Source organism: Caballeronia sp. ATUFL_M2_KS44 (genome assembly GCF_023630965.1).
Taxonomy (GTDB): Bacteria; Pseudomonadota; Gammaproteobacteria; order Burkholderiales; family Burkholderiaceae; genus Caballeronia; species Caballeronia concitans.
In genome coordinates, this window is the sequence record NZ_JALQEA010000062.1 from 215619 (window position 1) to 242176 (window position 26558).

Below are 26558 nucleotides of genomic sequence, written 5' to 3' on the forward strand. Positions count from 1 at the left end.
ACTCAGGATCGACCGCGGACCGGCTGCGGCCACGGTCATGCCGCGTCGCCGGCGCAACTGGCTTCGCTATGCCGTCATCGCGGCGATCGTTCTCGTGCTGATCGGCGTCGGATTGAAGCTCGCGGGTCCGCAAACAGTGGAGACGGCGACGGTCACGTCCGTGTATCCATCGCAGCGTTACACGCTTTTGAATGCAACCGGCTATGTCGTGCCGCAACGCAAGGCGGCGGTGGCGTCGAAGGCGCAGGGGCGCGTCGAATGGCTGGGCGTGCTCGAAGGAACGGTCGTGAAAGAAGGGCAGATCATCGCGCGGCTGGAGAGCGCGGATGTTGCAGCTTCGCTTGCGCAGGCACAGGCGCAGGTCAAGGTCGCGCAAGCCAATCTTCAGTTGCAGCGCGCCGAGTTGGAGAACGCTGCGGCCAATCTCAAGCGCTCGCTCGTGCTTGCGCCACACGGCGCGATCTCCGCTTCCCAGTACGATGCCGATCGCGCGCGCTATGACAAGGCGCAAGCATCGATCAATAGCGACGAAGCCGCGATTCTCTCCGCGCAAGCCAACGCGCGTGCAGCGCAAGTCGCGGTCGATCAGACCGTGATTCGCGCGCCGTTCGATGGCGTCGTGCTCGAAAAGCATGCGAACGTGGGCGACAACATCACGCCGTTTTCGTCGGCATCGGATAGCAAGGGCGCGGTCGTCACCATCGCGGACATGAAGACGCTTGAAGTGGAAGCGGACGTCGCGGAGTCGAACATCGCACGCATTACAGTGGATCAACCGTGCGAGATTCAACTCGATGCATTGCCCGACACGCGCTTTGCAGGCCGTGTATCGCGCATCGTGCCGACGGTCGATCGTTCCAAGGCCACCGTGCTCGTGAAGGTGCGTTTCGTCGAGCGCGACGAACGCGTGCTGCCCGATATGAGCGCGAAGATCGCGTTTCTCTCGAAGCCCGTGCCGCCCGACGAAAAGAAGGCCGTGGTGGCCGTGCAGCCGACGGCTGTCGTGATGCGCGGCGGCAAGAGCGTCGTGTATCTCGTCGATCACGACAAGGCGCGCGAGGTACCGGTAACAACAGGCGAGCGCATCGGCGATTTGCTGGCGGTGTCGGGCGTTAAACCAGGCGACACGCTCGTGCTCGCGCCCGGCGACACGCTCAAGGATGGCGCCGCTATCACCGTGGCGAAGAAGTAACGTGAGCACCGCGCCGCTCGTTCAAATCAGCCACGTCGCGAAGTCGTATCGGCGTGGCGTGCAAACGGTGCCGGTGTTGACCGACATCACGCTGTCCATCGCGCAAGGGGATTTTGTCGCGTTGATGGGTCCGTCCGGCTCCGGCAAGAGTACGTTGCTCAATCTGATCGCGGGCATTGACCGGCCGGATAGCGGCGAGTTACTCGTCGGAGGACTCGATATCACGCGCTTGCCTGAAGCCGCGCTTGCGGACTGGCGTGCATCGCATGTCGGCTTCATTTTCCAGTTCTATAACCTGATGCCCGTGCTCACCGCGTTCGAGAATGTCGAGCTTCCGTTGATGCTCACGCGTCTCTCGCGGGCGGAACGGCGCGAGCGCGTCGCGATGGTGCTCGACATGGTCAACATGAGCGAGCGCACGAGTCACTATCCGTCGGAACTGTCGGGCGGGCAGCAGCAGCGTGTGGCCATCGCGCGTGCGTTGATTACAGACCCGCAATTGATCGTCGCCGACGAACCGACCGGCGACCTCGATCGCACGTCCGCAAGCGAAGTGCTCACGATGATGCAGCGCCTGAACGAACGCTTGGGCAAGACCATCATCATGGTCACGCACGATGCCCATGCAGCGAACGCGGCCAGAGCGCTCGTGCATCTGGAGAAAGGGGAATTGATCGATGGCGAGGCGCGCTAAGCCATGTACGCGCTCAAGCTGATTCTGCGCAACGCGACGCGCCACAAGCTGCGCACCGCGCTGACCGTGCTCGGGCTGACCATCGCCGTGCTTGCTTATGGCTTGCTGCATACGGTCGTCGATGCGTGGTATGCGGGCGCGGCGGCGGCATCGAATGCAAGACTCGTCACGCGCAATGCAATCTCACTCGTCTTTCCCTTGCCGCTTGCCTATGAAAATCGCATACGCGGCGTGGATGGCGTCACCATCGTCGCGCGTTCCAACTGGTTCGGCGGCATCTATCGCGATCCGAAGAATTTCTTTGCGCAGTTCGCGGTGTCGGATAACTATCTCGATCTTTATCCCGAGTTCATCGTTTCGCCGCAAGCGCTTTCGGATTATCGGCGCGACCGCAAAGGCTGTCTTATTGGACGGCAACTCGCGACACAGTACGGCTTCAAGGTCGGGGACGTGATTCCGCTCAAAGGCACCATTTATCCGGGCACATGGGATTTCGTCGTGCGCGGCATCATGGAAGGGCGCGACGAATCCACTATCACGCGACAACTCGTGTTTCACTGGGAATACCTGAACGAAACGATCCGCAAGACCACGAAGCGCAATGTCGATCAAGTGGGCGTGTATGTCGTGGGAATCGATAATCCGGATCAGGCAGCGGTCATTTCACGCAATATCGACGGGGTATTCAAGAACTCACTCGCCGAAACGCTGACCGAGACCGAACAGGCGTTTCAACTCGGCTTCGTCGCGATGTCGAATCAGATCATCGCGGCAATACGCGTGGTTTCGTACGTCGTGATTCTCATCATCATGGCCGTGATGGCCAATGCCATGGCGATGAGCGCGCGCGAACGCACCGTCGAATACGCGACGTTGAAGGCGCTCGGCTTCGGCCCGACGTTTCTTTCCGTGCTCGTGTTCGGTGAGTCGCTTGCCATTTGCGCAATCGGCGGCGGCATCGGCATGCTGCTGACGCCGCCTGCCGCCGTCGTATTTCAGCACGCGACGGGCGGCGTGTTTCCGGTCCTCAAGGTGTCGCACGAGACCATGCTGTTGCAGGCCGCGTGTGCGCTCGCCGTTGCGCTTGCGGCGGCGATCGTGCCGGCGGTGCAGGCGAGCCGCGTGCGGATCGTCGAAGGCTTGCGCGCCATCGGCTAAGGACACGCGACGATGGCCATTCCCGTTTCCTATGTCGCGCGCAACTTATGGGCGCGCCGCCTCACGACGATGCTGACCGCGGGCGGCCTCGCGCTCGTCGTATTCGTTTTCGCCACCGTGCTGATGCTCGATGCGGGCCTCAAGAAGACACTCGTTTCAACGGGCGAGCGCGACAACGTCGTCGTGATTCGCAAGGGCGCGGAAACGGAGATACAAAGCTCGGTCGATCGCGCACAGGCCAATGTCATGGAGATGCATCCGTCAGTCGCGCTCAATGGCGAAGGCGAGCCGCTTGCATCGAAAGAGACGGTCGTGCTGATTTCGCTCACCAAGCTCGGCACGAACACGCCGGCCAATGTGGTGATTCGCGGCGTCTCTTCATTGGGCGTCGAATTGCGTCCTCAGGTGAAGCTCACGGCGGGGCGCATGTTCAGGCATGGGTCGTCGGAAATCATCGTCGGCAGCAGCATTGCGAAAGGTTTTGGCGGCACGCGCATTGGCGAGCATTTGCGTTTTGCGCAACGCGACTGGACGATCGTCGGGCACTTCGATGCAGGCGGCAGCGGGTTCGACTCGGAAATATGGGGCGATGTCGATCAACTCATGCAGTCGTTTCGCCGCACGACTTACTCGTCGATGATCGTGCGCCTCGCGCGCAGCGATGCGTTCGAACGCTTCAGAAGCGATATCGACGTCGACCCGCGGCTCGCGGATGAAGCGAAGCGCGAACAGGTCTTTTATGGCGATCAGTCCAAGGCGCTTTCGACCTTTATCAATATTCTCGGCTTCACGCTAACGATCATCTTTTCGATTGCCGCGATGATCGGCGCAATGATCACGATGTACGCGTCGGTGGCCAACCGCGTCGCCGAGATCGGGACATTGCGCGCGCTCGGCTTCAAGCGCATGGACGTGCTGCTTGCCTTCCTGCTCGAAGCGCTTTTGCTCGGACTGGTGGGCGGCGTGGCGGGTCTGTGCTGCGCCGCGCTCATGCAGTTCGCCTCGTTCTCCACCACCAATTTCCAGACGTTTGCCGACTTGTCCTTCCGCTTCATTCTCACGCCGTCGGTCATCGTCCGTACCGTGCTGTTTTCGCTCCTGATGGGCTTCGTGGGTGGATTCCTTCCTGCGCTAAGGGCGTCGCGCTTGAGTATCGTCGATGCGTTGCGGGCGCATTGATCGTTCCATTCGGTGAGGCTTTTGATTCGAAACTTTTGAATTTTCGATGACCACGCGGCGGCGTAGAGTGAGTGACGTCAAACCACCGGGGAGTCATCGTGCCGCTCGTTAGAATCTCACTCATCAAAGGCAAGCCGCGCGAGTACGTTCGCGCTATTTCCGAACAAGTGCATGAGGCATTGGTCGAAGCGTTTCAGGTTCCGGCCACGGATCGCTTTCAACTCATAGAAGAACGCGACCGCGACGACTTCATCTACGACGCGAACTATCTCGGTGTCGAGCGAAGCGACGATCTTGTTTTCATCCACATCACTGCAAGCGATTGGCGCGATCTCGCAACCAAGAAGGCCCTTTACAAGGCGCTTGCGACACGTCTTGCCGCTTCGCCGGGTTTGCGGCCCGACGACGTGCTGATCGTGCTCGCACCGAATCGGCGCGAGGACTGGTCGTTCGGAAACGGACTCGCGTCGTACGTTCAATAGCGCCTTAAAGCAGGCCGTGTTGTGCAAGGAATCGTGCGAGTGATTCCGCATCGACGAACCGATAGCCCGCGAGACCCGCATCGATGGCGCCTTGCACGTTGGCCTCGGTGTCGTCGATGAATAGCGTATCGGCGGGCGGCACGCCTATTCGCTCGACACAGCCGAGATAAGCCTGCGCTGCCGGCTTGGTCGCGCCGAACGTCGCCGACGAATGCACGGCATCACCAAAAAGCGCCGCAACAGGTGGATTCAGATAGTCGAGATGATCGGTGACGAGACCGCAATTATTCGTGAGAATGGCAATGCGGCATCGCTTGCGCACCTGTTCCGCGAGCGCGAGCGTCTGCGCATTGGGCGTGATCGATGCGCGGCGCGAGGCGAGCCATTGCTCGCGGCTAACGGGATAGCGCAACATATCGCCAAGCAGGCGAAGGTACTCGTCCACGCTTATTTCGCCGGCATCGGCACGCGCTTCGAGCCCCGAATCCCAGATGGCATGACGAATGGCGGCGGCATCGCAACCGGTTGCAGCGGAAAGATGCACGACACGCGCATTGCGGTCATAGTGAGTCAGCACGCCTTCCATGTCGAAGAGCACGAGCGAAAAGCGGAATGACATACGCGGACCTCTAGGCGACGGACGCGAAAATCTTAGCAAGACAAAAATCGCCGCTTGGCTTTACGGTCCGCCGCGCGATTCGCGCAGTCGCTTAGAAGCGATACGTCACGCCGACCTTGACGATCGGATAGAAGCGCAGCTTGTCCGCCTTGTCCTGCAGCTCCTGCTTTTCCGCGTCGATGCTCGCCTGTCCCGCTTCCGCGACGATATCCGCGGGCACATCCAGATCGACGCGTGGCCGGCCGTAAGCGACGCCCGCGTCGAAGAACATCGAGAAACCCTTCTGCGCGACAGGCGTATGACCGAAGCCGATACCGACATACGGACGCACTGTCGGAAAGCGCGCTTTGGCGTGGATGCTCTGGCCCAGCGTGGAGTAGGGCACGCCGTTGATGGTATAGGTGCCATTCATGCTGGTCGCGGTGGCATCGACGTTGTCGCCGCCGATGAGCGCGCCCGCCGTTAGGCGAAAGCCGACGCTATTGGGCGCCGGAAAAAAATCGACGTACAGGCCGCCGTGATAAATGTTTGCGGTGCCGTCGTAATGAAGGTCGCCCGTATTGAAGCTATGCGAGAAGCTGAGTCCGTTGAACTCGACACGCACGTTGTCGCGAGTACCAAACGGCTCCGAATAGCCGATACCGACGCCTTCGGTGCCGATCTGGCCATAGACTTCTCGCGCTTGCGCGAGCGGGCAGGCGAGCACGGCGGCGCCTGCCGCCATGACGATGAGTATGTTTTTCATTGAGAATTCCTGTAGCGGATCGAGCCTCGCTAATCCGCGTGGTAAGCCTTACCGACGGTCAACGCCGATGACACACCGGTTATCGGAAGCGCTTAAGGAATTCTTTAGAAAACGTTTGCTTGCAGTGATTCTCGCCTTTGCTGTTCTGGTTTTGCTCAACCGCGATATGAAGCGCCACGCATATCGTTGATCGCGAATACATCGCCTTCGGGCGCTTGGCGCACGTTGGCGTTGCGGGCAATGAGCGGAACCGTTCGCGTGCTGCCGGGGGCGAGATGGAACCAGTCGACGGCGGCATGGTAATTCGGATCGACCACATGCACCCAGCGTGCAAGTTCCGTCGCACTGATCTCGAGCGCCCACTCGCCGTCATTTTGTTCGACTGCAACGCTTAAACCCACATCCCGTCGCTCGCGAGCGGTCATGTCCGGAAAGTGAAAGGCTTCGGACAGTACGATGCCGGTGTCCGAATCACTCAGCCGGACGTGCGTTGCATCGTGAGCGCGGGGGCCGAAACGGTACGCATACGCAATATCGAAAAAGGCGCCATTCAACTCACTCGAATTCACTCGCTCGACGCTGCGTGCCTTTAACGTAAGTTCGCATGAGCCGCCTGCAACCTTGAGCGCGCCGTTGCGCAAGCACGTCATATCCACGCGAACGCGAATGTCGTGCGCGGTTTCATTCACGAGATGCACATCGAGGCCGTCGAGGCCTTCGTCGGTGATCAGCGCCTGAACCGGCTGAAGCACGCGTGCAAGGCCATGCAAGGCGCTCTTGGGAACGCCGAATACATCGATCACACCCCAACCCGCGCCCGCGCGCACATCGAGCATGTTCCACACGATGCCGCCCGCGCATGTCGATCCCTTGCGACGCCATTCGGAAAACACTGCGCCGACGACATCGGCGACGACGGCGCGCGAGAGCGTCAAATAGCGCTCGGGATCTTCGTATCGCAAGCGGGCGACGTCGATGTCATAGAGCGTTCGCAGGTAATGCTCGCGTACGTCGTCGAAATCCCAGGCCGCGCCGGGATCGCGCGGTACGCCGATTTTCCATCGCGGCTCGTGGGGCCGCGATGCGTTGGGCACTGCGCGCAAAGCCACGTCGTCGGGAACGTTCGCGAATGCAAGACATTCGGATGCGAAGCGGACCTGTGCGCGACGCGCATCGTCGAATGGGCGTTGATACGCACCGACGCCGTAGTAATGCGTGACGCCGCCGCGCGTACCGAAGGGCATCGATCGCGTGTCGCCGGGTGCTGCGCTCGGCGAGTTGACGACGTAAGGCACATCGGGTCGCATCGTTGCGATGATCGAAGGCAATTGCTCGGTAAAGAGCCGCTGCTGATACGCGTCGAAGGGAAGGCCGAGCATGGCCGCCTGTTGATGCACTTCGCTTCCGCCGCACAAGACGGCGAGCGATGCAAAGCGCCGCGTGCGCGCAAGGAATTGCTCTGCTTCACGTTGCACGCTTCGCTCGAATGCTTCGTCGGTCGGGTAGTCGAAGTTGGCGAATGCGAAGTCTTGCCACACGAGCATGCCGTGCTCGTCGGCCAGTTCATAAAAGGTATCCGATTCGTAGAGCGTGATGCCGCTCACACGAATGATATTGAGGCCCGCTTGACGGCACGTTTCGAAAATCGAACTCAGCCTTTCGCGCGGTGCGTCGAGCGCGACGATATCGCCGGACGTCCAGCATGCGCCGCGAGCAAACACGGGTACGCCGTTCACGACGAGTTGAAAGCCCGTGCCATCCGCGCCGCGATCCACTTCGATCGAACGAAAAGCGGTATGACCGAGTGAGATTTCCCCAAACGATCCACCCTCGATTCTCACTGCATAGCACGCCGGTTCGCCATGCGTATGCGGCCACCATAAGCGTGCATCGGGCACGCGCACACGGCCCGTCACCGTATGCGCATCGCGCCAGTGAAGCGCCACCGATGCCTCGCCGCATTCCAGGCGCAGATCGTCGGGTGCCTGGGGGTGATAGAAACGCACGGTGACATCGAGCACGCCGTCGCTGCCATCCACATTCGATGCCATCTCCACGCTATCGATCGATGCGGAAGACTCGCCGATCATTTCCACTGCACGCCATGGACCCGCAGGCTGTATCGCGGGGCACCAGCCGGGCATATGCCCAAGCAGCGTCGTGCGTATGTTGCGCAAGATCGCGGGCTGCGCGAGCTTGGGACGCCAGCGTGCGCGACCGCGTCTCGCAGCAAGCGCCGGAGCAATAGAGCGAAAGCAAAGAAAGAGTGTCGCTTCGCCTGCTATTTCGATGTCGATATCATGCGCGACGAACATCGAATCCGAATCGAGTACCTTTCTACCGTCGATCCATACTTCCGCGATGGTCGCGAGTCCGTTGAAACGCAGGCGTCGCTTGCCGTTCGCTTCAAGCGTCGTGCGATACCAGTGATCCGACATCGCATACGGTTGAGCGAGTGAGTCTTCGCGAATGCCCGCAGCGCGATGCGCGGACGCGACGGTGCCCGGCACGGGCGCATCGAGCCAGTTCGTGAATGTATCGAGCGTTTCAGGGGTCGGGCACGCGCCTGCGGGCGTGCTCACGCATTGCCAGCCGGCGTCCAGACGGCGCGGCGCGAGCGGCGAGACGTGCATGGCGTTTCCTTCGAGTGGATTTTTTAAAGCAAGCCTAAAGCCGTGCGAAAGCGCGGCTTCAGGCCTTGGGGAAATTCACAGAAAGCGCGCGGCAAGCGGCTCGATGACCTTGTCATATGCTGCTTCGAGTGAGTCGAAGCAATCGGTGCAAGGATCGGAACGCGAGCGCATGCGCGCACGCGCGAGGCGAAACTGCATCACCATTGCTTCGCTTGCAATGGTTTGTGCGTTCGATTGAATATCCACCGGAATATCAATGCCGTGCGCATTCAGCCAAGCAAGATACTTCGACAGCAACTCGAAGTTCGAGCCGAGCTGACGCATCACGTTGAACGTGTACAGGTGGTAGTACGCCACATCGCGCTCGAGCAAGGCACGTAGATGCTCGGGAAATTCCGCGCGCCATTGCGAAATCGGGTTCGCCGCGGGTCGATCTTCGAGACGCAGCCTGAGTAAGTCGACGGAGCGTTGCACGAGCGCGTTGCCTTCCAGCGGCGCCCGCAAGCGCTTGACGAATTCGACGTAAGGGAAAAGCACATTCACGTCGCTGGCCAGTTCGGGCGTCAGCCTGAATACCGCGTCGTAATCGTCGCCCGACAGCGCGAAATAGCCCGCGTTATGAAAATACGTGATGCGCTTGGCCTGTGCGTCGATCGAATCGACTGCGATGGTCGTCTTCGAGTGAGTTTGCCGATAAGCGGTGGCACGCGTATCGGGCAAATAGAATGCGTCGACTTCGGCGACCACGACATGCCCGCGTTTCGTCTGCTCGCACACGTGCGCTTCGAGCGTGTCGTAAATGGCAAGCTCTTGCGCTTGCAGGCCGTAAAGCCTGCTGATGTCGTCGAGCGAGAATTTCGGAAACGTGAACTGATCGCCCTCGAATGCCTGCGTCACGGTAAAGCCGAGCGCCGCATGCGGATCGCAGCCCAGATGATGCAAGAGCTCGATCCACAAATCGACATAGCAGTTGGTTTCGAGCCAGACACGCTCGCCGCGATGCAATGCATGGCGGCTCGCTTCGTCGTCTGTGCCAGTCAGTGCTTCAGCGGGCGAGCGTGCGTTCATGCCGCGTTGCCCAGGTTGGAAAGACCATCGGCGATGATCGGCTCTGCATTGCCCCACAGCAGTTCGCGCACCGGTGCGGGCCATGCCTTCACGTCGAGGCCATGATGACGGAAGAGGGCAAGCGTCGTGCGCTCCATGCCGAAGCCCACGCATGCCGTATGAGCGACGCTATCGTCCGCCTGGCGAATGTTCCACAACTCGCCGAAGTGCTCCATGTGATAGTTGAACGAGAGGCATGCGGTCGGACGGTCGGGCGTCGCCACCGGCACGAGCAATTCGAACTTGAGCTCTTGTGCGCGCTGGCTATCCGCGACGATCTTGCCGCCGCGTCCGAAGAACGGGTCGTTGGCGAGGTCGATCTCGAACGGCAATTGCAGCAGTTTCACGAGCAGCGATCCGCGCTCGATCCATTTCTGCCTGAACGCCATGACTTGCTCAGGGCTACCGACGCGAATGTACTCACGCATGCGGAACATTTGCATGCGGCCCGGATCGATGGACGGCTCATGGCGGAAGCAATAAGAGAACGCGTCGAACGTTGCGCCGTCTTTAGCGAGATTTCCGCGCTTCGCAACGAGCGGATAAATCGGATAGCAAGCGGCCGGCGTCAGCACGAGACGCGTCGGCTTTTGCTGATCCATCCATTCATCCGAACGCTCTTCTTCTTCGCCGATATGCACGATCTTGTCGAGCGCCTCGAGCAGGCGATGATGCCCGCGGTCGTTGCCCGCGAACGAATGAACCGTGCCGGCGAGATTCGGGAAGCTCTTGAGGTACTCGCTATCCTCGAAATCGCGGCGACGCATGGCCGGCGGAAAGCGCAGCACTTCGGCGTGCTGGTCCGCGCCGAGCAGCGTGATGGCCTGATTCAGGCGCTCGACGATATCTTCGAAAATCGCGCTGCGGCCATAGAGTCCGTCTTCGCCCGTGTCGATGAGAATGCCCGCTTCGATCAATCGGTCGCGCAGCGTCAGGTCTGATTTGTCGTAAGCGGCCTGCGTCGTTTTTGTTTCTGCGTCAGCCATGATTGCGGCTTGTTCGGTCGGCATGTTCATGTCGTTATAGGTCCCCGGTTGCGGCGCGCTGCGCAAGCAGCAGGTTCGCCGTATTCAATTCGATGCGGTCATTGCTGATCATGAGCGGCGCGGAATGCAGGTCGCGCAAGTGCCGCCCGACGCTAAAAGGCGTGTCGTTCTTATAGCCCGCCATGCCGCAGATCATCAGCGTTTCCTGCACGACGTTCACCGCCGTTCGCGAAATCGCGAGCTTCAGCATGTTGAGGTCGGACGCGAGGCCGATGGACGCGGTAAGCGGTGCATCGATATCTTCCGCGTGACTGGCCTGACGCGTTGCACGTTCGCGTTGCGCCGCTTCGACGGCCACGATCGATTCGCGCAAACGCGCCTGCATCATGCGCACGAGCGTCACGGCTTGCGAAAGCCGCGATGCGCTGGGCGGCAATGCGCCCGGCTTGCCGCGCGCCTGATTGCGGAAGAACTGATGCGCGCGATGCACGGCATCCGATGCAATGCCGGTCCATACCGACGACCACAGCGTATGCGATACAGGCAACATGCTTTCGTCGGCGATCTTCGAGAAGGGCACGGGCAGGATCTGTTCTGCCGATCCCTTAGCGATGAGCCGATGCCCTTCGCTGCATGTGCCGCGCATGCCGAGCGTGTCCCACGTCCCGCGCTGTTCCAGCGTGCAAGTCTCGCGCGGAGCCACGATCAACACCTGATCGGACGCCGGTGCATCGGGATGGCGGCGCGCCGTCACCAGAATGCAGTCCGCGTAATTGCCGTACGAGATGGTGGTCGCGAGCTTTTCGATGGTGAACGCATCATCGACGAGATCGACGGCGCAGGCGCTCGTGCGCATGTTGCCGCCAATCGTCTCTTCGGACGTCGCCGATGCGAGCAGCAACTGCTCGCTCACCATGCGCGCGAGAAAGTCGCGTTGCCACGGCACGTTCACGCCATGATCGACGATGCATACGACCTGGCTCTGATGCATCGCGTAGATCATGGCGGCGGAAGCGCAGCCTCTTGCAAGCGTCTCGCACAGGCGCGCGACGCCGCTGAGCGTCAGGCCATCGCCGCCATGAACGGCCGGGACCATGGCGGAGAAGAGCCGCTCGGCGCGCATGGCGGCTATCGCTTCGGCAGGAAAGCGTGCATCCTTGTCGACTGCATCCGCATGCTTGGCCGCGATTGCCGCAACGCGATGCGCGGCTTCCAGCAACTCGGCTTCGCTGCGCGGGGCTGCGCTGCGATCGGCTTGCGCGAGTTGCGACGCTTCCAGTTCCTGCGTCGCGGCGTTCATGCTGCCGCCTGCGAACGACGCAGTTCGTCGACGGCTGCGGCGAGCGAATCGACGCTGGAAAACAGCCGGCGCGTGAGCATGTGATCGGGAATCTCGACGCCGAACTCATCTTCGATTGCGAGCATCACGTGAACCGTGGCGAGCGATGAGAGACCGGCGGCGTAGAGATCGTCGTTGTCGGAGAGTGTGTCGACGGGCACGTCGAGGCGTGCGGACTCGGAAAGGATGCGGCGCAATTCAGTTTTCATTTGTGTCGGTTTCCCTTGTACCTGGCCAAAGCGTTTCTGGCCAATCGGGTTCGAAACGGGTCTACGTTTCAAGGGCCCTTTAAGGTTATTTAGGCCGGGGTGTACAGGTGGTGGTGATTCGCTCAAAGAATTGTTTAGGCTCGAAGAGCCCTCGCACGCACCGTCGAGGTAGTTTTATCGTATTTAACGAATTAAAAGGGGTAGCCGTCCGTGCGATGGCGCACGGTGGTCCTTCATGAGCGCTGCGTCTTGCCGGACGGACTTCTTCGCAACGCTTTGACGGAAATCGCCTTGGCTTCGAGTCGGTTATTGCACTGCGCTTTTTTCCGCTGCGCTTGGAGTAAGTTGCAATTCTGATATGCGCATTGAAGGTAAAATGAAATGTGCGAGAAACAAACACTAAAGGAAGATTATCGACGCGCGAATAACGGCGAATGACTCTCGCTAGCTATTCAAAGACGGCGTCTGAATTTTCTGTACGATGAACCACACAGGGAAAGAACAATTGATGAACCGACTCATTCAAGCCATTGCGTTCGCCGCGGCCAGGCATTGCAACCAACGACGCAAGGATGCGCAGGCATCGCCCTACATCAATCACCCGATTGCACTCGCAAACGTGCTGGCCAATGAAGCCGGCGTGACGGACGAGGCCGTGCTGATCGCGGCGATTCTTCATGACACGGTCGAAGACACCGACACCTCTGCCGCCGAACTCGCGGAGATTTTCGGGGAAGACGTCGCGCGGATCGTGATGGAAGTGACCGACGACAAGTCCTTGCCGAAGGCCGAACGCAAGCGCCTGCAAATCGAGCACGCGGCGCATGTCAGCGATCAGGCCAAGCTCGTCAAGCTCGCCGACAAGATCTGCAACCTGCGCGACATCGTCGCCATGCCGCCTGCGGATTGGGATTCAGAGAGGAAGCAGGACTACTTCAACTGGGCCAGGCGCGTGGTCGATCCAATGCGCGGCGTTCATCCCGTGCTCGAAGCGATCTTCGATGCAGCCTACGGCGAAGGCAACGTTCTCGTCTGAACGAAGGTCCGGGAGGGTCACGAAGGAACGCGCACGAAACCTGCTGAGGAGAACTCGCGGCGGCGGGACCGTGCGAAGCAGGACGCCCGCTGGCTGAACCGCCGCGCGCGAACCATTTGCATGCGGCATTTTGCACGCTGCATGCAGAATGCCATGAGTTCGCGGCGACTGACCTTATCGATCAAGAGAGGAGTGAAATGAGGAAAAACAGACTGACGTGGCTCGTTGTACTGGCGGCAGGCGCAACGCTGTCTTCGGGTGTCGCAATGGCACAGGCTGGCGGCGGGAACGGCAATGGCGGCGCGGGCGGTGGTAATGCGCACGGCGCCGCGACCGCCGCACCGACGGTCGGCGGGGACAATACGTCGACGCCGGGAAGCACGCATAAGGGCGGCTTCCACTTCAAGCACAAGAAGAAAGCGAAGCCGGCGGAGACGGCGCCGCAGTAAGCGCGTGTTTGACAGCCCGATGGTTCAGGCTACCGGGCTTTCCACGTCGATGTCGTCGGTGCCGAGTCGCGAGAAGATGTCGCAGACAGCGCGCATCTCGGCATCGTCGCGGATGCTGACGATCACTCGCGTGATGCCGGCGCCGCTGCAGTCGTCGGAATCGTGCAAGCCGTCGCGTGCGAAGGAGGGAAGAATGTCGTCGCCCGACGATTCGACATCGAAAGGCGCGTCATACGGATCGGCAACGCCGAGGTGCTCCGCGACGATCCATTGCGTCGGCGAACTGGCGCTCAGTGCAATCGACATTTGGAAGTCGGCGAAGCCGCTCATGCTCGCCACGCGGATTCGGTCGGTCGCTATGCCTTCCGCCCGCAGATCTTCGAGTGCTTCGTCCAGTCTGCGTGAACCGCAGAACGCCCCGGTTACTTCTCGCATCATTGCTCGTCTCCTTCCAGGCCAGGGGCGTCCGCGCTGTGCTCGGCCCGCGTGGCTTCTTACGAAATCTCTGCTGCTGTCTTGCTGTATTGCTTCAGGCATGCCGCTTCGGCATTAAGTCAAAACGAGCCGACTATTGCCGTTTTCAAAACGGCTGCGAACACGACTTCATGCGGTACTTGAACTCTACGCCGCACCGCGTCGTGTATCAACGAATTGTTCTTTGCATGCAATCGTGTGATCAATAAAAGACCGGGTATACGATGCAAGCAAGGGCCACGCATCGATAGTCGTCGTACAAGCTTCGTCGCGCCCTATAATGGGCCATCAGCATTCAACCCATCGGCTCTTCAATGTCTCCAGCACCCGCAACCGGCGCGCTTCGCCGTTCCCGAAACCTGACCGAAGAGGTCGTCGCCGAACTGTCCGAGCGCATTCGCTCCGGCGCGCTGCAGCCCGGCGACAAGCTGCCGACGGAATCGGAAATCATGGCCCAGCTCGGCGTCAGCCGAACCGTCGTGCGCGAGTCGATCTCGCGGCTGCAGGCGGCGCGGCTCGTGCAGACGCGTCATGGCATCGGCACCTTCGTGCTCGAAGCAAGCGATCAGGACCGATTCCAGATCGATGCCGCCGGCGATCTCACCGTGCGCGACGTCATGGCGATCCTCGAACTGCGCATCAGCCTCGAAGCCGAAGCGGCGGGCCTGGCCGCGATGCGCCGCACCGACGACAACCTCGCGCACATGCGCCGCGCGCTCGACGAGTTCGAGCGGCACATCGCGGAAGGCACCGGCAACGCGGTGGCGGCCGACGTCGCGTTCCACCTCGAACTGGCGAAGGCGACCGGTAATCGCTATTTCCACAGCATTCTGAGTCAGCTCGGCAACACCATCATCCCGCGCACGCGCGTCAATTCGGCCGCGCTCGCGCATAACGATCCGGGCAGCTATCTGGACCGCGTAAATCGCGAACACGAAGATATCTACGACGCGATCGAGCGCCGGGACGCCGAAGCCGCGCGTGCGGCGATGCGCATGCATCTGTCGAACAGCCGCGAGCGGCTGCGGCGGGCGCAAGAGGCATCGTCGAAGGCGTCGGACGCAACCTGATCCGCGCCGTTCTCCGCTTGTAAGGCGAGGCATTTGCTAAGTGCATTTTGCATGCAGCATGCTGCGTGCAAAATGCGTAGCGACCCTTGGCCCAACAAAGGAGAACACCGGATGCACTGGATCGACCCCGACTGTCTGCCCGAAACGCGTGGCGCCGTCACGCATTTCCTGATGAACCCGCATGGCGAACTCGACGGTTTCGTCTTCGGCCAGTCGCGGCAAGTACATTTCCCGCCGCATCTTTCGAAGCAGGTCGCGCGTCGTATCGCAATCGGCGATACCGTCACGGTGCGCGGGATCAAGCCACGCGGCGTGGACATGATCGCGGCCGTTGCCGTGACCACGAAAGATGGCCGCGCGATTATCGATGAAGGTCCGGACCACGATGCGAAGCATCGCCATGCGGAAGTCGTGCAGCGGGCGATGGAAGCATTCGGCGAAGTACGGCTTTCGTTATACGGTCCCAAAGGCAAACTGCGCGGCGCCTTGCTCGACGATGGCACGTCGCTGCGCATGCCGCCTCATGCGGCGGAAGCGCTTGCCGACTATCTCGTGCCCGGCGCGCATGTGCATGCGTGGGGGTACGGCGTCAAGAATCGGCATGGGCGGTGTATCGAAGTCGATGAGATTGCGCATCTCGTCGACGAAAGCGAAGTCGAGGAGTGAGTTGAAACGGCGTGACGTCGATTCTAAAGATGAAACGATCACGCCGGTTGATTCAGAATTTGAATAAAAAAGAATCGAAGTAGGTTCCGAGGGACACATGGCCATGCACACCGGCCACGTTTCAAGCCAATAATTTTGAAGTCGTCTAGCATTTCACCTGCGCAACGCAACGTTGCATATGGCGCTATTTCGCCAGAATTCTGATATCCGTATTCTTCTCCCGTCGCTTCCCGCAGTTCGCCGTAGACGTCACTCGCCACGAAGGTGGCGGCTGTAACAATCGCGCCGGATGATGATGGCCGGCTCTGCCGTATTGCCCGATACCGTCGAAAAAGGAGAATTCCATGCCGTACGTCACAACGAAGGACAACGTCGAGATCTTCTACAAGGACTGGGGCCCGAAGGATGGCCAGCCCATTGTCTTCCATCATGGCTGGCCATTGTCCTCCGATGATTGGGACACGCAGATGCTCTTCTTCGTTCAGAAGGGATATCGCGTGATCGCGCATGATCGACGCGGTCATGGCCGTTCGTCGCAAGTCTCCGATGGTCATGACATGGACCACTATGCAGCCGATGCTTTCGCTGTCGTCGAAGCGCTCGATCTGCGCAATGCGGTGCATATCGGTCATTCCACCGGCGGCGGCGAAGTGGCGCGCTACGTGGCCAAGCATGGCGAGCCGTCCGGACGTACCGCGAAGGCCGTGCTCGTCAGCGCGGTGCCGCCGCTCATGCTGAAGACCGAGGCGAATCCGGAAGGTCTTCCCATGGAAGTCTTCGACGGTTTCCGTAAGTCCGTTGCCGATAATCGCGCGCAGTTTTTTATCGATGTTCCGGCGGGTCCGTTCTACGGCTTCAATCGTCCGGGCGCGACCGTGCATCAAGGCGTGATTCAAAACTGGTGGCGACAAGGCATGATGGGCAGTGCTAAGGCGCACCACGACGGCGTCACGGCATTCTCGCAAACCGATCAGACGGAAGACCTCAAGTCGATCACGGTGCCGACGCTGGTTCTCCACGGCGAGGACGACCAGATCGTACCGATCGCCGATTCGGCACTCAAATCCGTCAAGCTGCTCAAGAACGGGACGCTCAAAACTTACCCCGGCTTTTCGCACGGCATGTTGACGATCAATGCGGATGTGCTTAACGCCGACTTACTCGCATTCGTGCAGTCGTAGGTTTTTCAAATAAAAACGCCGATGGACATCACTCACGCGATGTCTATCGGCGATTCTCTCCGGCGCGCCATGCGTCAAGCCACGAGCCTAAAAAAATTGCTCACGCCAGGAAACTCACGAATGCGGGCGATGCGTTTCCTGTCCCTTGCCGATGACAGGCAGCGCGTCACTGCTTGCTTGAGCGAAGAAGATCGTCATTGCAACGTACTCGGCGTCTTCCGCGCCACACACGGGGCATGTCTTGACTTTGCGATCCTCGCTATCGAGAAAATACAGCTTGCCGCAATGGACACAGTTGATGACCATGATCGTTACTCTCGACTACACCATCATTTATAGGCCCTTTAGCTGACGGGAAAGGCGTACGCTAAGGATGGGTTCTGTCTTGTCGTAACGCAAAGAAGCGGCTTGAAAGAGAACAACATTGCCGGGGCTAGCGTGAAAAGAGCCGCTTGAAACTGGCGACGACGCCATGAGAGGAGCAATTCTTGTGCATGCTTTCGCGCTTCGTCCAACGTTTCGTGCGGCCGTCGTCGCGGCAGGGCTATTCGTGCTCAGTGCATGTCAATCGTCTGCACAAATGTCGGCGGCGCGCGCGTATCAGTTGTGTGAGTTGCGCGAACTGGAAAGCGTGGGCTATCAACCCTGGGAAGAGGACTTTTATTATCCGCGCAACCTGCAGGCTGCCGAGGCTCGACTAGAGGCGGCCAAGCGTGCGCGCGGACTCGAAGGCGTCGATACGTGCGCCGGTGCTCATTGACGTCGAGTGACATCGCTCACGCATGAACCGCGAGATAAGCGTGAATCTGTGCGACGACAGCCGCGCCTTCGCCTACAGCCGACGCCACGCGCTTGATCGATCCGGAACGCACATCGCCAATTGCATATACGCCGGGAATACTCGTTTGCAATGACATTGCGCGGGCGTCGCTGCCGGGAACATCGGCACCGGTCAGTACGAAGCCCTTAGCGTCGAGCGCGACGCCGCATGTCTTGAGCCAGTGCGCCCTCGGCTGCGCGCCGATAAAGACGAACAGATGATGCGTATCCAGTGCGTTTTCGATGCCATCTTTACCGCGATATCGCACACGTTCGAGACGGGCATCGCCATCCAGCGAAGTCAGCGCCGTGCCCGCATGCAGCGTCACGTTCGGCAATCCCGCGATGCGTTCGATCAGATAGTGCGACATGCTGTGCTTCAAACTCGGACCGCGAAAAAACATGTGAACATGCTCCGCGTGCGACGCCAGAAAGACCACGGCCTGTCCCGCCGAATTGCCGCCGCCGACGAGCGCGACCGGCTCCTTGCGGCAAAGCCGCGCTTCGATCGGCGTGGCCCAGTAATAAACGCCGCTGCCTTCGAAACGCGCGAGGCCATCGACATCCGGACGCCGATAATCCGCGCCGCTCGCAATGACCACGGTGCGCGTGGCGACGCGCCGGCCATCGCGCAGTTCGACGGCGAGCGGACCGGCATCGCAATGCAAGGCGTCGGCTTCACATGGAATGCCGATATGCGCGCCGAATTTTTGCGCCTGCACGAAGGCGCGGCCCGCAAGCGCGAGTCCCGTGATGCCGGTCGGAAAGCCGAGATAGTTTTCGATGCGTGAACTGCTGCCCGCCTGTCCGCCGGGCGCGCGGCAATCGATGCCCGCCACCGACAATCCCTCGGACGCCGCATACACGGCCGCAGCGAGTCCCGCCGGACCCGCGCCGACGATCAGCGTGTCGTACACATGCGCCGGATCGAACTCGGGAACGAGCCCGAGACACGACGCCAGTTGTCCTTCATCCGGATTGCGCAGCACCGTCCCGCTCGGGCAGACGACGAGCGGAAAGTCGTCGGGCTGCGGCGTGAGGCGTTCGAGCAGCGCGAGGGCGTCCGCGTTGTGTTCGGCATCCAGCGTGATGCTCGGAAAGACATTGCGGCTCAGAAAGTTTTGCAGCGACCGCAACCGCGCACTGCCCGATGCGCCCACCAGCACCACGCCATGTCCGCGTTCGAAGACGAGCACGCGCCGCAGGATGAGCGCACGCATGATGCGCTCGCCGAGATCCGCTTCGGCGACCATCACGGCTCTGAGCGCATCGGGGCGCAGGAGAATGGCTTCGACATCTTCGATCACATACGCATCGACGACGGCGGGCTTGTTCGACAACTGCGCGACATCCGAAGTGAATTCGCCGCGTTGCGTGTAAGTATGAATCACGCGTTCGCGCAGCAGACCCTCACGCGCGACGATTCTCACCTTGCCCGACAGCAGCACGAACGAGCCCAGGCAGAGACTGCCAGCGCGATACAGAAACGTGCCTTTTTCATGATGCTCCGTGTGACCGAAGCGCCGCAGCCGGTCGATGTCGGCGGCGGAGAGCACGGGAAACATCTGCGCGTATCGGGGATGATCGCGCACGCTGGCGTCTTCGAGGGATGCATCGTCGGATGCGGCTTCGCTTTCGGTCGAACGCATGCTCATGAAGGCTGTTCTCCGCCGATGAATGGGAGCAGCGCGCGTGAGTTTGAGTTGAAGCCGTTAATTCATCGTCGTTGCGACGAGCGCGCTTCCTCATCATAGGAGAGCGGTGGCCGAAATGTAATCCGCGTGAAAAGACGCGCTCGCATGAGTTGAAAGAATGCGCGATGCGCCGCTACTTCGCGCCCGTGCCCGACGCGCCCGACGATCCCGCCGATCCCGTTTTTCCGCGCTGACGCGCTTCTTCCTCGCGCTTCAGTTGGCCGGGCGGCGTGCCGGCTTGCGTCGCGCCGCCTTGACCGCCTTGCGGGCTCGCGCCCTGGCCGGCTTGTCCGGACTGCCCGCCGCGCACGCCGAAGCCTTCGTTGCGCTGCTGATTGCCGGGCGCGGCCTGCGCGCTCACGAGAGAAGGCGCGGTGGCGAAGGCGGCCGCAGCAGCAGCGGCCGAGAGCATCGATACGAAACGTCGCGTGCGCTTGCACATCATGGTTGACTCCTTGTTATGTCGATCCACGATGCACTGCAATGCGCATGCCGCCCGGCGCGACCGCGTTGTCGCATCACCACTCCACGCAGATCTTCCCGAAGTGCGAGCCGCTTTGCTGATGCCGGAACGCATCGGGCAGGGCATCGAAGGCAAACGTCCGGTCGATGACGGGCCGCACGCCGTTGCTTTCCAGCGCGCGCACGTAGTCCTGCTGATGCCTTCGGCTTCCGACGATCAAGCCTTGCAGCTTCGCCTGACGCGCCATCAAGAGCGATGTCGGCACGTTGCCTTCGCGGCCCGTCAGCACGCCGATCAGCGCGATATGACCGCCTACGCGCACCGCTTCGATCGACTGCGCGAGCGTGCCCGGCCCGCCGACTTCGATCACGTGATCGACACCGCGCCCGCCGGTGAATTCACGCACGGGTCCGGCCCATTTCTCGTGCGTGCGGTAATTGACGGCGTGATCGGCCCCGAGCGCCTTCGCGCGCGCGAGCTTCTCGTCCGACGACGACGTGACGATCACTTGCGCGCCCATCGCCTTCGCGATCTGCAACGCCGCAATCGATACGCCGCCCGTGCCGAGCGCGAGCACGGTATCGCCGGCCTTGAGCGCGCCGTCGACGACGAGCGCGCGCCATGCGGTGAGGCCGGCTGTCGTGATGGTGGCCGCTTCGGTGTGGCTCCAGCCGCGCGGCGCATGCGTGAAGGCGCCGGCCGCGCGCACGACGTGCATCGCCGCCATGCCGTCGATGCCGTCGCCCGGCGTGCCCGCGAAGTTGCCCACTTCCGCTTGCGGCAGGCCATCGGCCCACTGCGGAAAGAAGCACGAGACGACGTGATCGCCGGCCTTGAACTCGGTGACGCCATCGCCGACGGCTTCGACGACGCCCGCGCCATCGGACATCGGCACGCGGCCATCGGCGGCGGGACTCTTGCCGCTCACGACCAGCAGGTCATGAAAGTTGAGCGATGTCGCGTGCAATGCGACGCGAATCTGGCCCGGCCCGGGCGCGCCGGGATCGGGGATGTCGCGGATTTCGAGCTTGTCGAATCCGCCGGGCGCGCGGATAGCGAATGCCTTCATGAAGTTCTCCTTCGCCGGATGACGGCAATGAATCGGTCGATGTGCATGATGCATGCAAAATGCAAACGCCGCGTGCGTTGCAACCGGCGGACCCGCTCCATGCTGGCTCGATGCGCGCCCGGCGCACGCTCAACGCTTCTCGCTATCCAGATGCGCCATCTGCACGGCGGCGTAGCGGTCGCCGGATGCGGCGCCCTTCGGCACGGCCGATTCGATCGCGGCGAGTTCATCGGCGGAAAGCGTGACATCGAGCGCGCCCAGCGATTCGCTCAGGCGGTCGCGCCGCCGTGCGCCGATGACCGGCACGATGTCGTCGCCCTGCGCGAGCACCCACGCAATCGCGATCTGCGCAACGCTCACGCCCTTGCTTTGCGCAATCTGCGCGAGCGCATCGACGAGGGCGAGATTGCGTTCGACATGGCCGTCCTGAAAGCGCGGACTATGCGCGCGCCAGTCGCCCGCTTGCGCCGATTCCTTCGTCCAGTGTCCGCTGATCAGCCCGCGCGACAGCACGCCATACGCCGTGATGCCGATGCCGAGTTCGCGGCACGCGGGGAGAATCGCGTCCTCGATCCCGCGCGAGATCAGCGAATACTCGATCTGCAAATCGCATATTGAATGCACTTCGGCCGCCTTGCGAATGGTCGCTGCGCCCACTTCGGAAAGCCCGACGTGACGCACGTAGCCGGCCTGGATCATGTCCGCGATCGCGCCGACGGTGTCTTCGATGGGCACTTTCGGATCGAGCCGAGCGGGGCGGTAGATATCGATGTGCTCGACGCCCAGGCGCTGCAACGTATAGGCGAGGAAGTTCTTGACTGCGTTGGGACGCGCGTCGTAGTCGGTCCAGTTGCCACCCGGTTCGCGCATGCCGCCGAACTTCACGCTGAGAATCGCGGCATCGCGGCGCGACGGCGGCGCGGTTCTCAACGCCTCGCCAATCAGCAATTCGTTATGGCCCATGCCGTAAAAGTCGCCGGTATCGAGCAGCGTGACGCCCGCTTCGAGCGCCGCGTGGATCGTCGCGATGCTTTCCGCGCGATCCGACGGCCCGTACATGCCCGACATGCCCATGCAGCCCAGCCCGATGGCGGAGGATTGCGGTCCGGTCTTGCCCAGCGGTCGTTGTTCCATGTTCGATCTCCTTTCGAGGTTCCGGTTGGCCCGCATGTGCAGGCGTTGGATTGCATTATGTGTTCGAAATGCCCGTGCGATAATCCGCCTCAATTCGAATGGGCTGTGCGCCGAGGCGAACAATGAGCGAACCGGATGTCTCCGATCTCCACGCGTATCTCGCGGTGGCGCGCGCCCGCGGCTTTCGTCAGGCGGCGCTGTTGCGCGGCGTGTCGGCATCGTCATTGAGCGATGCGGTGCGCCGGCTCGAAGCGCGGCTCGGCGTGCGCCTTTTGAACCGCACGACGCGCAGCGTCACGCCGACCGAGGCGGGCGAGCGGCTGATCGAACGGCTCACGCCCGCGTTCGCGGAGATTGCGGGCGCGCTCGATGCCGTCAACGTGTACCGCGACAGTCCCACGGGCACGCTGCGTCTGAACGTGCCGACCATCGCGTCGCGCGAAATTCTTCCCTCGATCATTCCGCGCTTTCTCACCGCGCATCCGGGCATCACGCTCGAAGTCAGCGCAACAGATAACTTCATCGATGTGCTCGCCGCCGGTTTCGATGCGGGCATCCGCTACGACGAGCGTATCGAGCGCGACATGATCGCGGTGCCGATCGGTCCGCGCACGCAGCGCTTCGTCGCTGCTGCGGCGCCGGCTTATCTCGCTCTGCATGGCGAGCCGAAGCATCCGCGTGAGTTGGTGAATCACGCATGCATCGGGCATCGCTTTGAAAGCGGCGTGCTCGCGTCGTGGGAATTCAAGCGCGGGGACAAAGTCATGCGCATTGCGCCGCGCGGGCCGCTGGCGACGACATCCATTGAACTGAGCCGAAGCGCCGCGCTCGCGGGACTCGGACTCACTTATACGTTCGAGGAATTCGTGCGCGCGGAAATCGAACGCGGCGCGCTCGTTCCGATTTTGAAACCGTGGTGGCAGAGTTTTCCGGGGCCGTCGCTCTATTACCCGAGCCGCGCGCATATGCCGGGGCCGCTGCGCGCATTCGTCGATTTCATTCGTGCGGAGAATGCGCGTGCGTGACGAAAGAAGCGGCTCGTCATCGATTGAAGATGACGAGCCGCGTCGTATCGATGCTCGCGCTCAGGGCGCGTCCGTGCCGAGTTCCACGCGTACTTCGTCGACGGACACCGCGTCGCCGCTCGGCGAATTCAGACCGCTGATGCGCACGAACGAGACCACGATCTGACCTCCATTGCCGAGACCGCCGCGCGCGAGTTGCTCGGTCACGTCGTACGAGAGCATGTTCATGCGGTGATGCTTCATCGTCGAGATCTCGAATGCGCCGACCGTGCCGACGAAGTGATCGGCCTTGACCGAATCGACATCGCCGGTTGCTGGCAGATTCACATAGACGTTATAGAAGAAGCCGCCGTTCTGCGCCGCTGCCGAAAGCGCGATGCCATCCAGCACGAGCTTCACGAAACGAAACGATGCCTTTCCCGGCGCCACCGCTTGCGGCGTCTCGAGCGAATCGCCGGGGCTCGCCGCCGGCGATACAGCGAGCGTGTCCTTCAGCGACGTCGCGTTCGACGACGATAGTGCAATGAGCGCGCTCACGGACGCATTGCCCAGACGCACGCCCTTTGCGCCGCCCAGCGAACGGCGCGTCGATGAAATGCTGCGGCCCGGGCTCGATGTGAAGTTGCCGACCGGCGGACGCCCGCTTATCGCCGATATCTGCGCCTGTACTCGCACGATTCCTCCCCGTTGCGCCTGTGGCGGCAGCGTCTTCGGCATGGTGTCGTTGGCGTAGTCGTAGCCGAGACCCGCCACGGTGCGCGTCTTGGACTTCGCCATGGTGAGGCCGCTCGCATACGTGAAGCTGCCGTTCCAGTAGCTATTGCTGGCCGCAGGCACCTTGCTCGTCGAACGAAGCTCCCATGCGTTCCATAAGCGGTCGATATTGCAGTGATGCAGATAGAAGATCGGATCGATCGGCGCGGTCGAGATATCACCCATGTAGCTGCCGATGATGTCGTGCACCGGATTGTGCGGTGCATTCTCCAGCTTCGTCTCGAAAGCGTTCTTGGTGCCGCGCTGCATGTTGACGACGGTCGAAGCGAACGGGCTCAGATCGAGCGCCTGATACACATTCGTATTCTGCCGCGATACGTAAAGCGGATTGCCGCTCGCGGTGTCGGTGAATTCAGATGGAATGACCGGATACGTGTAGTAATCCCAGTAGGGAAGGGTGAGTCCCGTATCTCCCGAAGTGGATTTCAACTGCTGTTCAAGATAGTAAATGTATCCGCGATGCCACGCCATGAAGTACGGTTCGGCATGCGGGCAATAATTGAGGTGAACGTTGACCCAGTATTGCCACGATGTGGGCGAGTTGGCATTGGTCACGCCTTTCATCGTACGCACGGCGTTGAGAAACGATGCGTAGTGGGGCGTCGATTTGAACGCTTGCCATTCGAGCCGGATGACCGGAGTGACGGCAGCGCCGAGTTCTGGAAAGGATGCGAGCGCGAGCGCTGACGCCGTTCCCTTGACGAACGCGCGCCTTTTGAGTGAAGTGGATTCCATACGGAGCCTCGTGAACGTGGAAAGGCCAGGTGGAACGAGCGACTGGCTTGCGCTGCGATGCCGCAAGGGCGGCGCAGCGGTGGTGCCCTCCACAATGAGCAGATCAAGTATGGACGAGGTTACCTAACATTCAATCCACTACTTAGAATAGCGAACGAAATTGTGTGTGCTAGCGTACAAACGGATTTCCGAACGAACGTTCTTCGTGAGCAATACGGGCAATCCACTATTGAATCATGAACGTTTCGTATTCCAGCATCTCCAGCTTGCGGTCGAGCCACGCGAGACTGACGAGCAGCACGATCAGCAGCGAGCCTGCAAAGCCGTATCCGTACCACCCGGGGTTTGCTGCAAGCGTCGCGCCCGTCAACACGACATTCGATACCACGAACAATGAAACGAACGCCAGCACTACACGGCGCTTGTCGAGATAGAAGAACACATTGATCACACCCATGAAGAGCACTTGAAGGCTCGCGGCAATCACATCGATATAAAGCAGCGGCGAATACAGCGCCGAGATGCCGAGCCATCCCAGCAGCGCCGTGCTGACCGCAAAGAGCAATAGTGCCGCCGTCGCCTGCACCTTGACGATTTCGTATAGCCCATTGCGCAGCGCTTCCACCATTGCATTGCGCATGCGTTCGATATGCTGCAACGAAGCGCCTTCGCGCACCGCGCCATAGAACGCATCGTAATACTCGACGAAGTCCGTCTCGATGCGCATCAGAAACACCGCCATGCCGGGAATGATGGCCAAGTACGCGAGAAACACAGGGATGTCGTAGATGATCGATGCCCGTAGCGGACCGATCACGTCCTGTCCCGTACCCGGCGCGTACCAGAACATGAATTTGTCGATCCAGATGGCGAGGTTGTAGAGAAAGCCCGTCGCCATGAGTGTGGGATAGCGATATCGCTTCGAGAAGAATTCGAACGAGATGAAACGTTCGCTCGTGTAGTCGCGATAGATCAGCGTCAGCAGTCCCGCGAGCAGCACCGTTTGCCCGAACACGAAGCCGCCGAGCAGTCCCGTCAGTCCGAAGATGTTGAGCGTGATGGCGGCGCCCGCCGTCAGCGTGTAGCCGACGAAAAACACCCACAAAATGGACGTGTACTGCTTCATGCCGGAGAGGAAGATGGTCGCGAGCCAGATGTTGCTCATCACGACGAAGCCCGCGAGCATCAGCATTCGATATGCGGCGGACTGCGCCGGAAACAGGAATACGGCCGCGAGTCCGCCGAGCACGATGGCGGCGATTGTCGCGACGAGCGCCGCGCCGTGATAGTTCGGGAGCACCATGTCGCCGCGCTTTTCGAACAAACGATCAGACGTGAAGCGCGTGAAGCCGAGTTGCAGCGGTCCGGTCAGCACGAGCGAGAGCGATATCAAATAGGTGACCGATACCTGGAACTGTGTGATGAGTCCCGTCGGCAACACGAAGGGCAGGCTCAGAATGCCGATCAACAACATGCCGATGATCGACAGAATCCACGGTCCCGCGCTGATGAGCCCCGCATATGCATACGCCTGCATGAGGCCGACCAGCGTGTCGCGCCGAAGCATCTTGCGCAGTTCGAAGCCGATTCCCGCCATGACGATTCCCCTGCCTCTCGTGGTTCGGT

The 26558-nt window shown here is 61.1% G+C and carries 27 protein-coding genes; 13 read left to right on the forward strand and 14 right to left on the reverse strand.

Annotated elements, in window-relative coordinates; all coding sequences use genetic code 11:
* The first annotated feature begins 37 nt into the window (after positions 1-37).
* The 5 genes from NCR39_RS27370 (at position 38) to NCR39_RS27390 (ending at position 4705) form a co-directional block, all read left to right on the forward strand.
* The gene (locus NCR39_RS27370) at positions 38-1192 is read left to right on the forward strand and encodes an efflux RND transporter periplasmic adaptor subunit (RefSeq protein ID WP_250455767.1); all 1155 of its coding nucleotides are present in this window, start codon (positions 38-40) and stop codon (positions 1190-1192) included.
* Entirely contained in the window at positions 1161-1886 is a 726-nt protein-coding gene (locus NCR39_RS27375) for an ABC transporter ATP-binding protein (protein ID WP_250455769.1), read from the forward strand. The genes NCR39_RS27370 and NCR39_RS27375 overlap by 32 nt, the downstream gene beginning before the upstream one ends.
* Before the next feature lie 3 nt (positions 1887-1889).
* Positions 1890-3044, forward strand: coding sequence for an ABC transporter permease (locus tag NCR39_RS27380; RefSeq protein ID WP_250455771.1), 1155 nt, complete (start codon positions 1890-1892; stop codon positions 3042-3044).
* 12 nt (positions 3045-3056) lie between these two features.
* A complete protein-coding gene (locus NCR39_RS27385) occupies positions 3057-4223 on the forward strand; it encodes an ABC transporter permease (protein ID WP_250455773.1) in 1167 nt (388 codons plus the stop codon).
* A 98-nt stretch (positions 4224-4321) separates the two neighbouring features.
* Entirely contained in the window at positions 4322-4705 is a 384-nt protein-coding gene (locus NCR39_RS27390; protein WP_250455778.1) for a tautomerase family protein, read from the forward strand.
* Positions 4706-4709: 4 nt separating this feature from the next.
* Here NCR39_RS27390 and NCR39_RS27395 read toward each other — a convergent pair whose 3' ends face one another.
* The 7 genes from NCR39_RS27395 to NCR39_RS27425 form a co-directional block, all read right to left on the reverse strand.
* Positions 4710-5324, reverse strand: a complete 615-nt coding sequence (locus NCR39_RS27395; protein WP_250455780.1) for an HAD family hydrolase — start codon at positions 5322-5324, stop codon at positions 4710-4712.
* A gap of 91 nt (positions 5325-5415) precedes the next feature.
* Positions 5416-6069 (reverse strand): hypothetical protein, encoded by a 654-nt coding sequence (locus NCR39_RS27400; protein WP_250455786.1) that lies wholly within the window; start codon positions 6067-6069, stop codon positions 5416-5418.
* A 155-nt stretch (positions 6070-6224) separates the two neighbouring features.
* On the reverse strand, positions 6225-8702 hold the full coding sequence (locus tag NCR39_RS27405; RefSeq protein WP_250455788.1) for a glycosyl hydrolase 2 galactose-binding domain-containing protein: 2478 nt from the start codon (positions 8700-8702) through the stop codon (positions 6225-6227).
* A gap of 75 nt (positions 8703-8777) precedes the next feature.
* Entirely contained in the window at positions 8778-9770 is a 993-nt protein-coding gene (locus tag NCR39_RS27410; RefSeq protein ID WP_250455790.1) for a DUF1839 family protein, read from the reverse strand.
* Positions 9767-10825: an amino acid--[acyl-carrier-protein] ligase gene (locus NCR39_RS27415; protein WP_250455792.1), complete on the reverse strand. Its 1059-nt coding sequence runs from the start codon at positions 10823-10825 to the stop codon at positions 9767-9769. The genes NCR39_RS27410 and NCR39_RS27415 overlap by 4 nt, the downstream gene beginning before the upstream one ends.
* Before the next feature lie 4 nt (positions 10826-10829).
* Complete coding sequence (locus NCR39_RS27420) at positions 10830-12095, reverse strand: acyl-CoA dehydrogenase family protein (RefSeq protein WP_250455794.1); 1266 nt, start codon at positions 12093-12095, stop codon at positions 10830-10832.
* Positions 12092-12343, reverse strand: a complete 252-nt coding sequence (locus tag NCR39_RS27425) for an acyl carrier protein (protein WP_250455797.1) — start codon at positions 12341-12343, stop codon at positions 12092-12094. Before NCR39_RS27425 ends, NCR39_RS27420 begins: the two co-directional genes overlap by 4 nt.
* A 508-nt stretch (positions 12344-12851) precedes the next feature.
* Between NCR39_RS27425 and NCR39_RS27430 the strand changes: the two genes are divergently transcribed.
* Entirely contained in the window at positions 12852-13379 is a 528-nt protein-coding gene (locus NCR39_RS27430; RefSeq protein ID WP_250455798.1) for an HD domain-containing protein, read from the forward strand.
* Positions 13380-13576: 197 nt separating this feature from the next.
* Positions 13577-13828: a hypothetical protein gene (locus NCR39_RS27435; protein ID WP_250455800.1), complete on the forward strand. Its 252-nt coding sequence runs from the start codon at positions 13577-13579 to the stop codon at positions 13826-13828.
* Positions 13829-13852: 24 nt separating this feature from the next.
* On the opposite strand, the gene NCR39_RS27440 is transcribed toward NCR39_RS27435, so the two are convergent.
* On the reverse strand, positions 13853-14266 hold the full coding sequence (locus tag NCR39_RS27440; RefSeq protein ID WP_250455802.1) for a hypothetical protein: 414 nt from the start codon (positions 14264-14266) through the stop codon (positions 13853-13855).
* 350 nt (positions 14267-14616) lie between these two features.
* On the opposite strand from NCR39_RS27440, the gene NCR39_RS27445 reads away from it, so the two are divergent.
* From NCR39_RS27445 to NCR39_RS27465, 5 genes are all read left to right on the forward strand, one after another.
* Positions 14617-15372, forward strand: a complete 756-nt coding sequence (locus NCR39_RS27445) for a FadR/GntR family transcriptional regulator (RefSeq protein ID WP_040052471.1) — start codon at positions 14617-14619, stop codon at positions 15370-15372.
* A gap of 111 nt (positions 15373-15483) precedes the next feature.
* Entirely contained in the window at positions 15484-16038 is a 555-nt protein-coding gene (locus tag NCR39_RS27450) for a hypothetical protein (protein ID WP_250455805.1), read from the forward strand.
* Positions 16039-16382: 344 nt separating this feature from the next.
* Complete coding sequence (locus NCR39_RS27455; RefSeq protein ID WP_250455807.1) at positions 16383-17219, forward strand: alpha/beta fold hydrolase; 837 nt, start codon at positions 16383-16385, stop codon at positions 17217-17219.
* Between the two features lie 21 nt (positions 17220-17240).
* Positions 17241-17558, forward strand: a complete 318-nt coding sequence (locus tag NCR39_RS27460; protein WP_250455809.1) for a hypothetical protein — start codon at positions 17241-17243, stop codon at positions 17556-17558.
* Between the two features lie 151 nt (positions 17559-17709).
* Positions 17710-17979, forward strand: a complete 270-nt coding sequence (locus NCR39_RS27465; RefSeq protein ID WP_250455811.1) for a hypothetical protein — start codon at positions 17710-17712, stop codon at positions 17977-17979.
* 16 nt (positions 17980-17995) lie between these two features.
* On the opposite strand, the gene NCR39_RS27470 is transcribed toward NCR39_RS27465, so the two are convergent.
* The 4 genes from NCR39_RS27470 to NCR39_RS27485 form a co-directional block, all read right to left on the reverse strand.
* Positions 17996-19693, reverse strand: a complete 1698-nt coding sequence (locus NCR39_RS27470; protein ID WP_250455814.1) for an FAD-dependent oxidoreductase — start codon at positions 19691-19693, stop codon at positions 17996-17998.
* A 172-nt stretch (positions 19694-19865) separates the two neighbouring features.
* Positions 19866-20177, reverse strand: coding sequence for a hypothetical protein (locus NCR39_RS27475; RefSeq protein WP_250455816.1), 312 nt, complete (start codon positions 20175-20177; stop codon positions 19866-19868).
* A gap of 73 nt (positions 20178-20250) precedes the next feature.
* Entirely contained in the window at positions 20251-21264 is a 1014-nt protein-coding gene (locus tag NCR39_RS27480) for a zinc-dependent alcohol dehydrogenase family protein (RefSeq protein ID WP_250455818.1), read from the reverse strand.
* Positions 21265-21393: 129 nt separating this feature from the next.
* Positions 21394-22398, reverse strand: a complete 1005-nt coding sequence (locus NCR39_RS27485; protein ID WP_250455820.1) for an aldo/keto reductase — start codon at positions 22396-22398, stop codon at positions 21394-21396.
* A 122-nt stretch (positions 22399-22520) separates the two neighbouring features.
* Between NCR39_RS27485 and NCR39_RS27490 the strand changes: the two genes are divergently transcribed.
* Positions 22521-23423 carry a LysR family transcriptional regulator gene (locus tag NCR39_RS27490; RefSeq protein WP_250455822.1) on the forward strand — a complete coding sequence of 301 codons (903 nt, stop codon included), beginning with the start codon at positions 22521-22523 and terminating at the stop codon, positions 23421-23423.
* Between the two features lie 60 nt (positions 23424-23483).
* Here NCR39_RS27490 and NCR39_RS27495 read toward each other — a convergent pair whose 3' ends face one another.
* Both NCR39_RS27495 and pelG read right to left on the reverse strand, forming a co-directional pair.
* Positions 23484-24932: a tyrosinase family protein gene (locus NCR39_RS27495; RefSeq protein ID WP_250455824.1), complete on the reverse strand. Its 1449-nt coding sequence runs from the start codon at positions 24930-24932 to the stop codon at positions 23484-23486.
* 226 nt (positions 24933-25158) lie between these two features.
* The gene (gene pelG, locus NCR39_RS27500) at positions 25159-26529 is read right to left on the reverse strand and encodes an exopolysaccharide Pel transporter PelG (RefSeq protein ID WP_250455826.1); all 1371 of its coding nucleotides are present in this window, start codon (positions 26527-26529) and stop codon (positions 25159-25161) included.
* Positions 26530-26558: the final 29 nt, after the last annotated feature.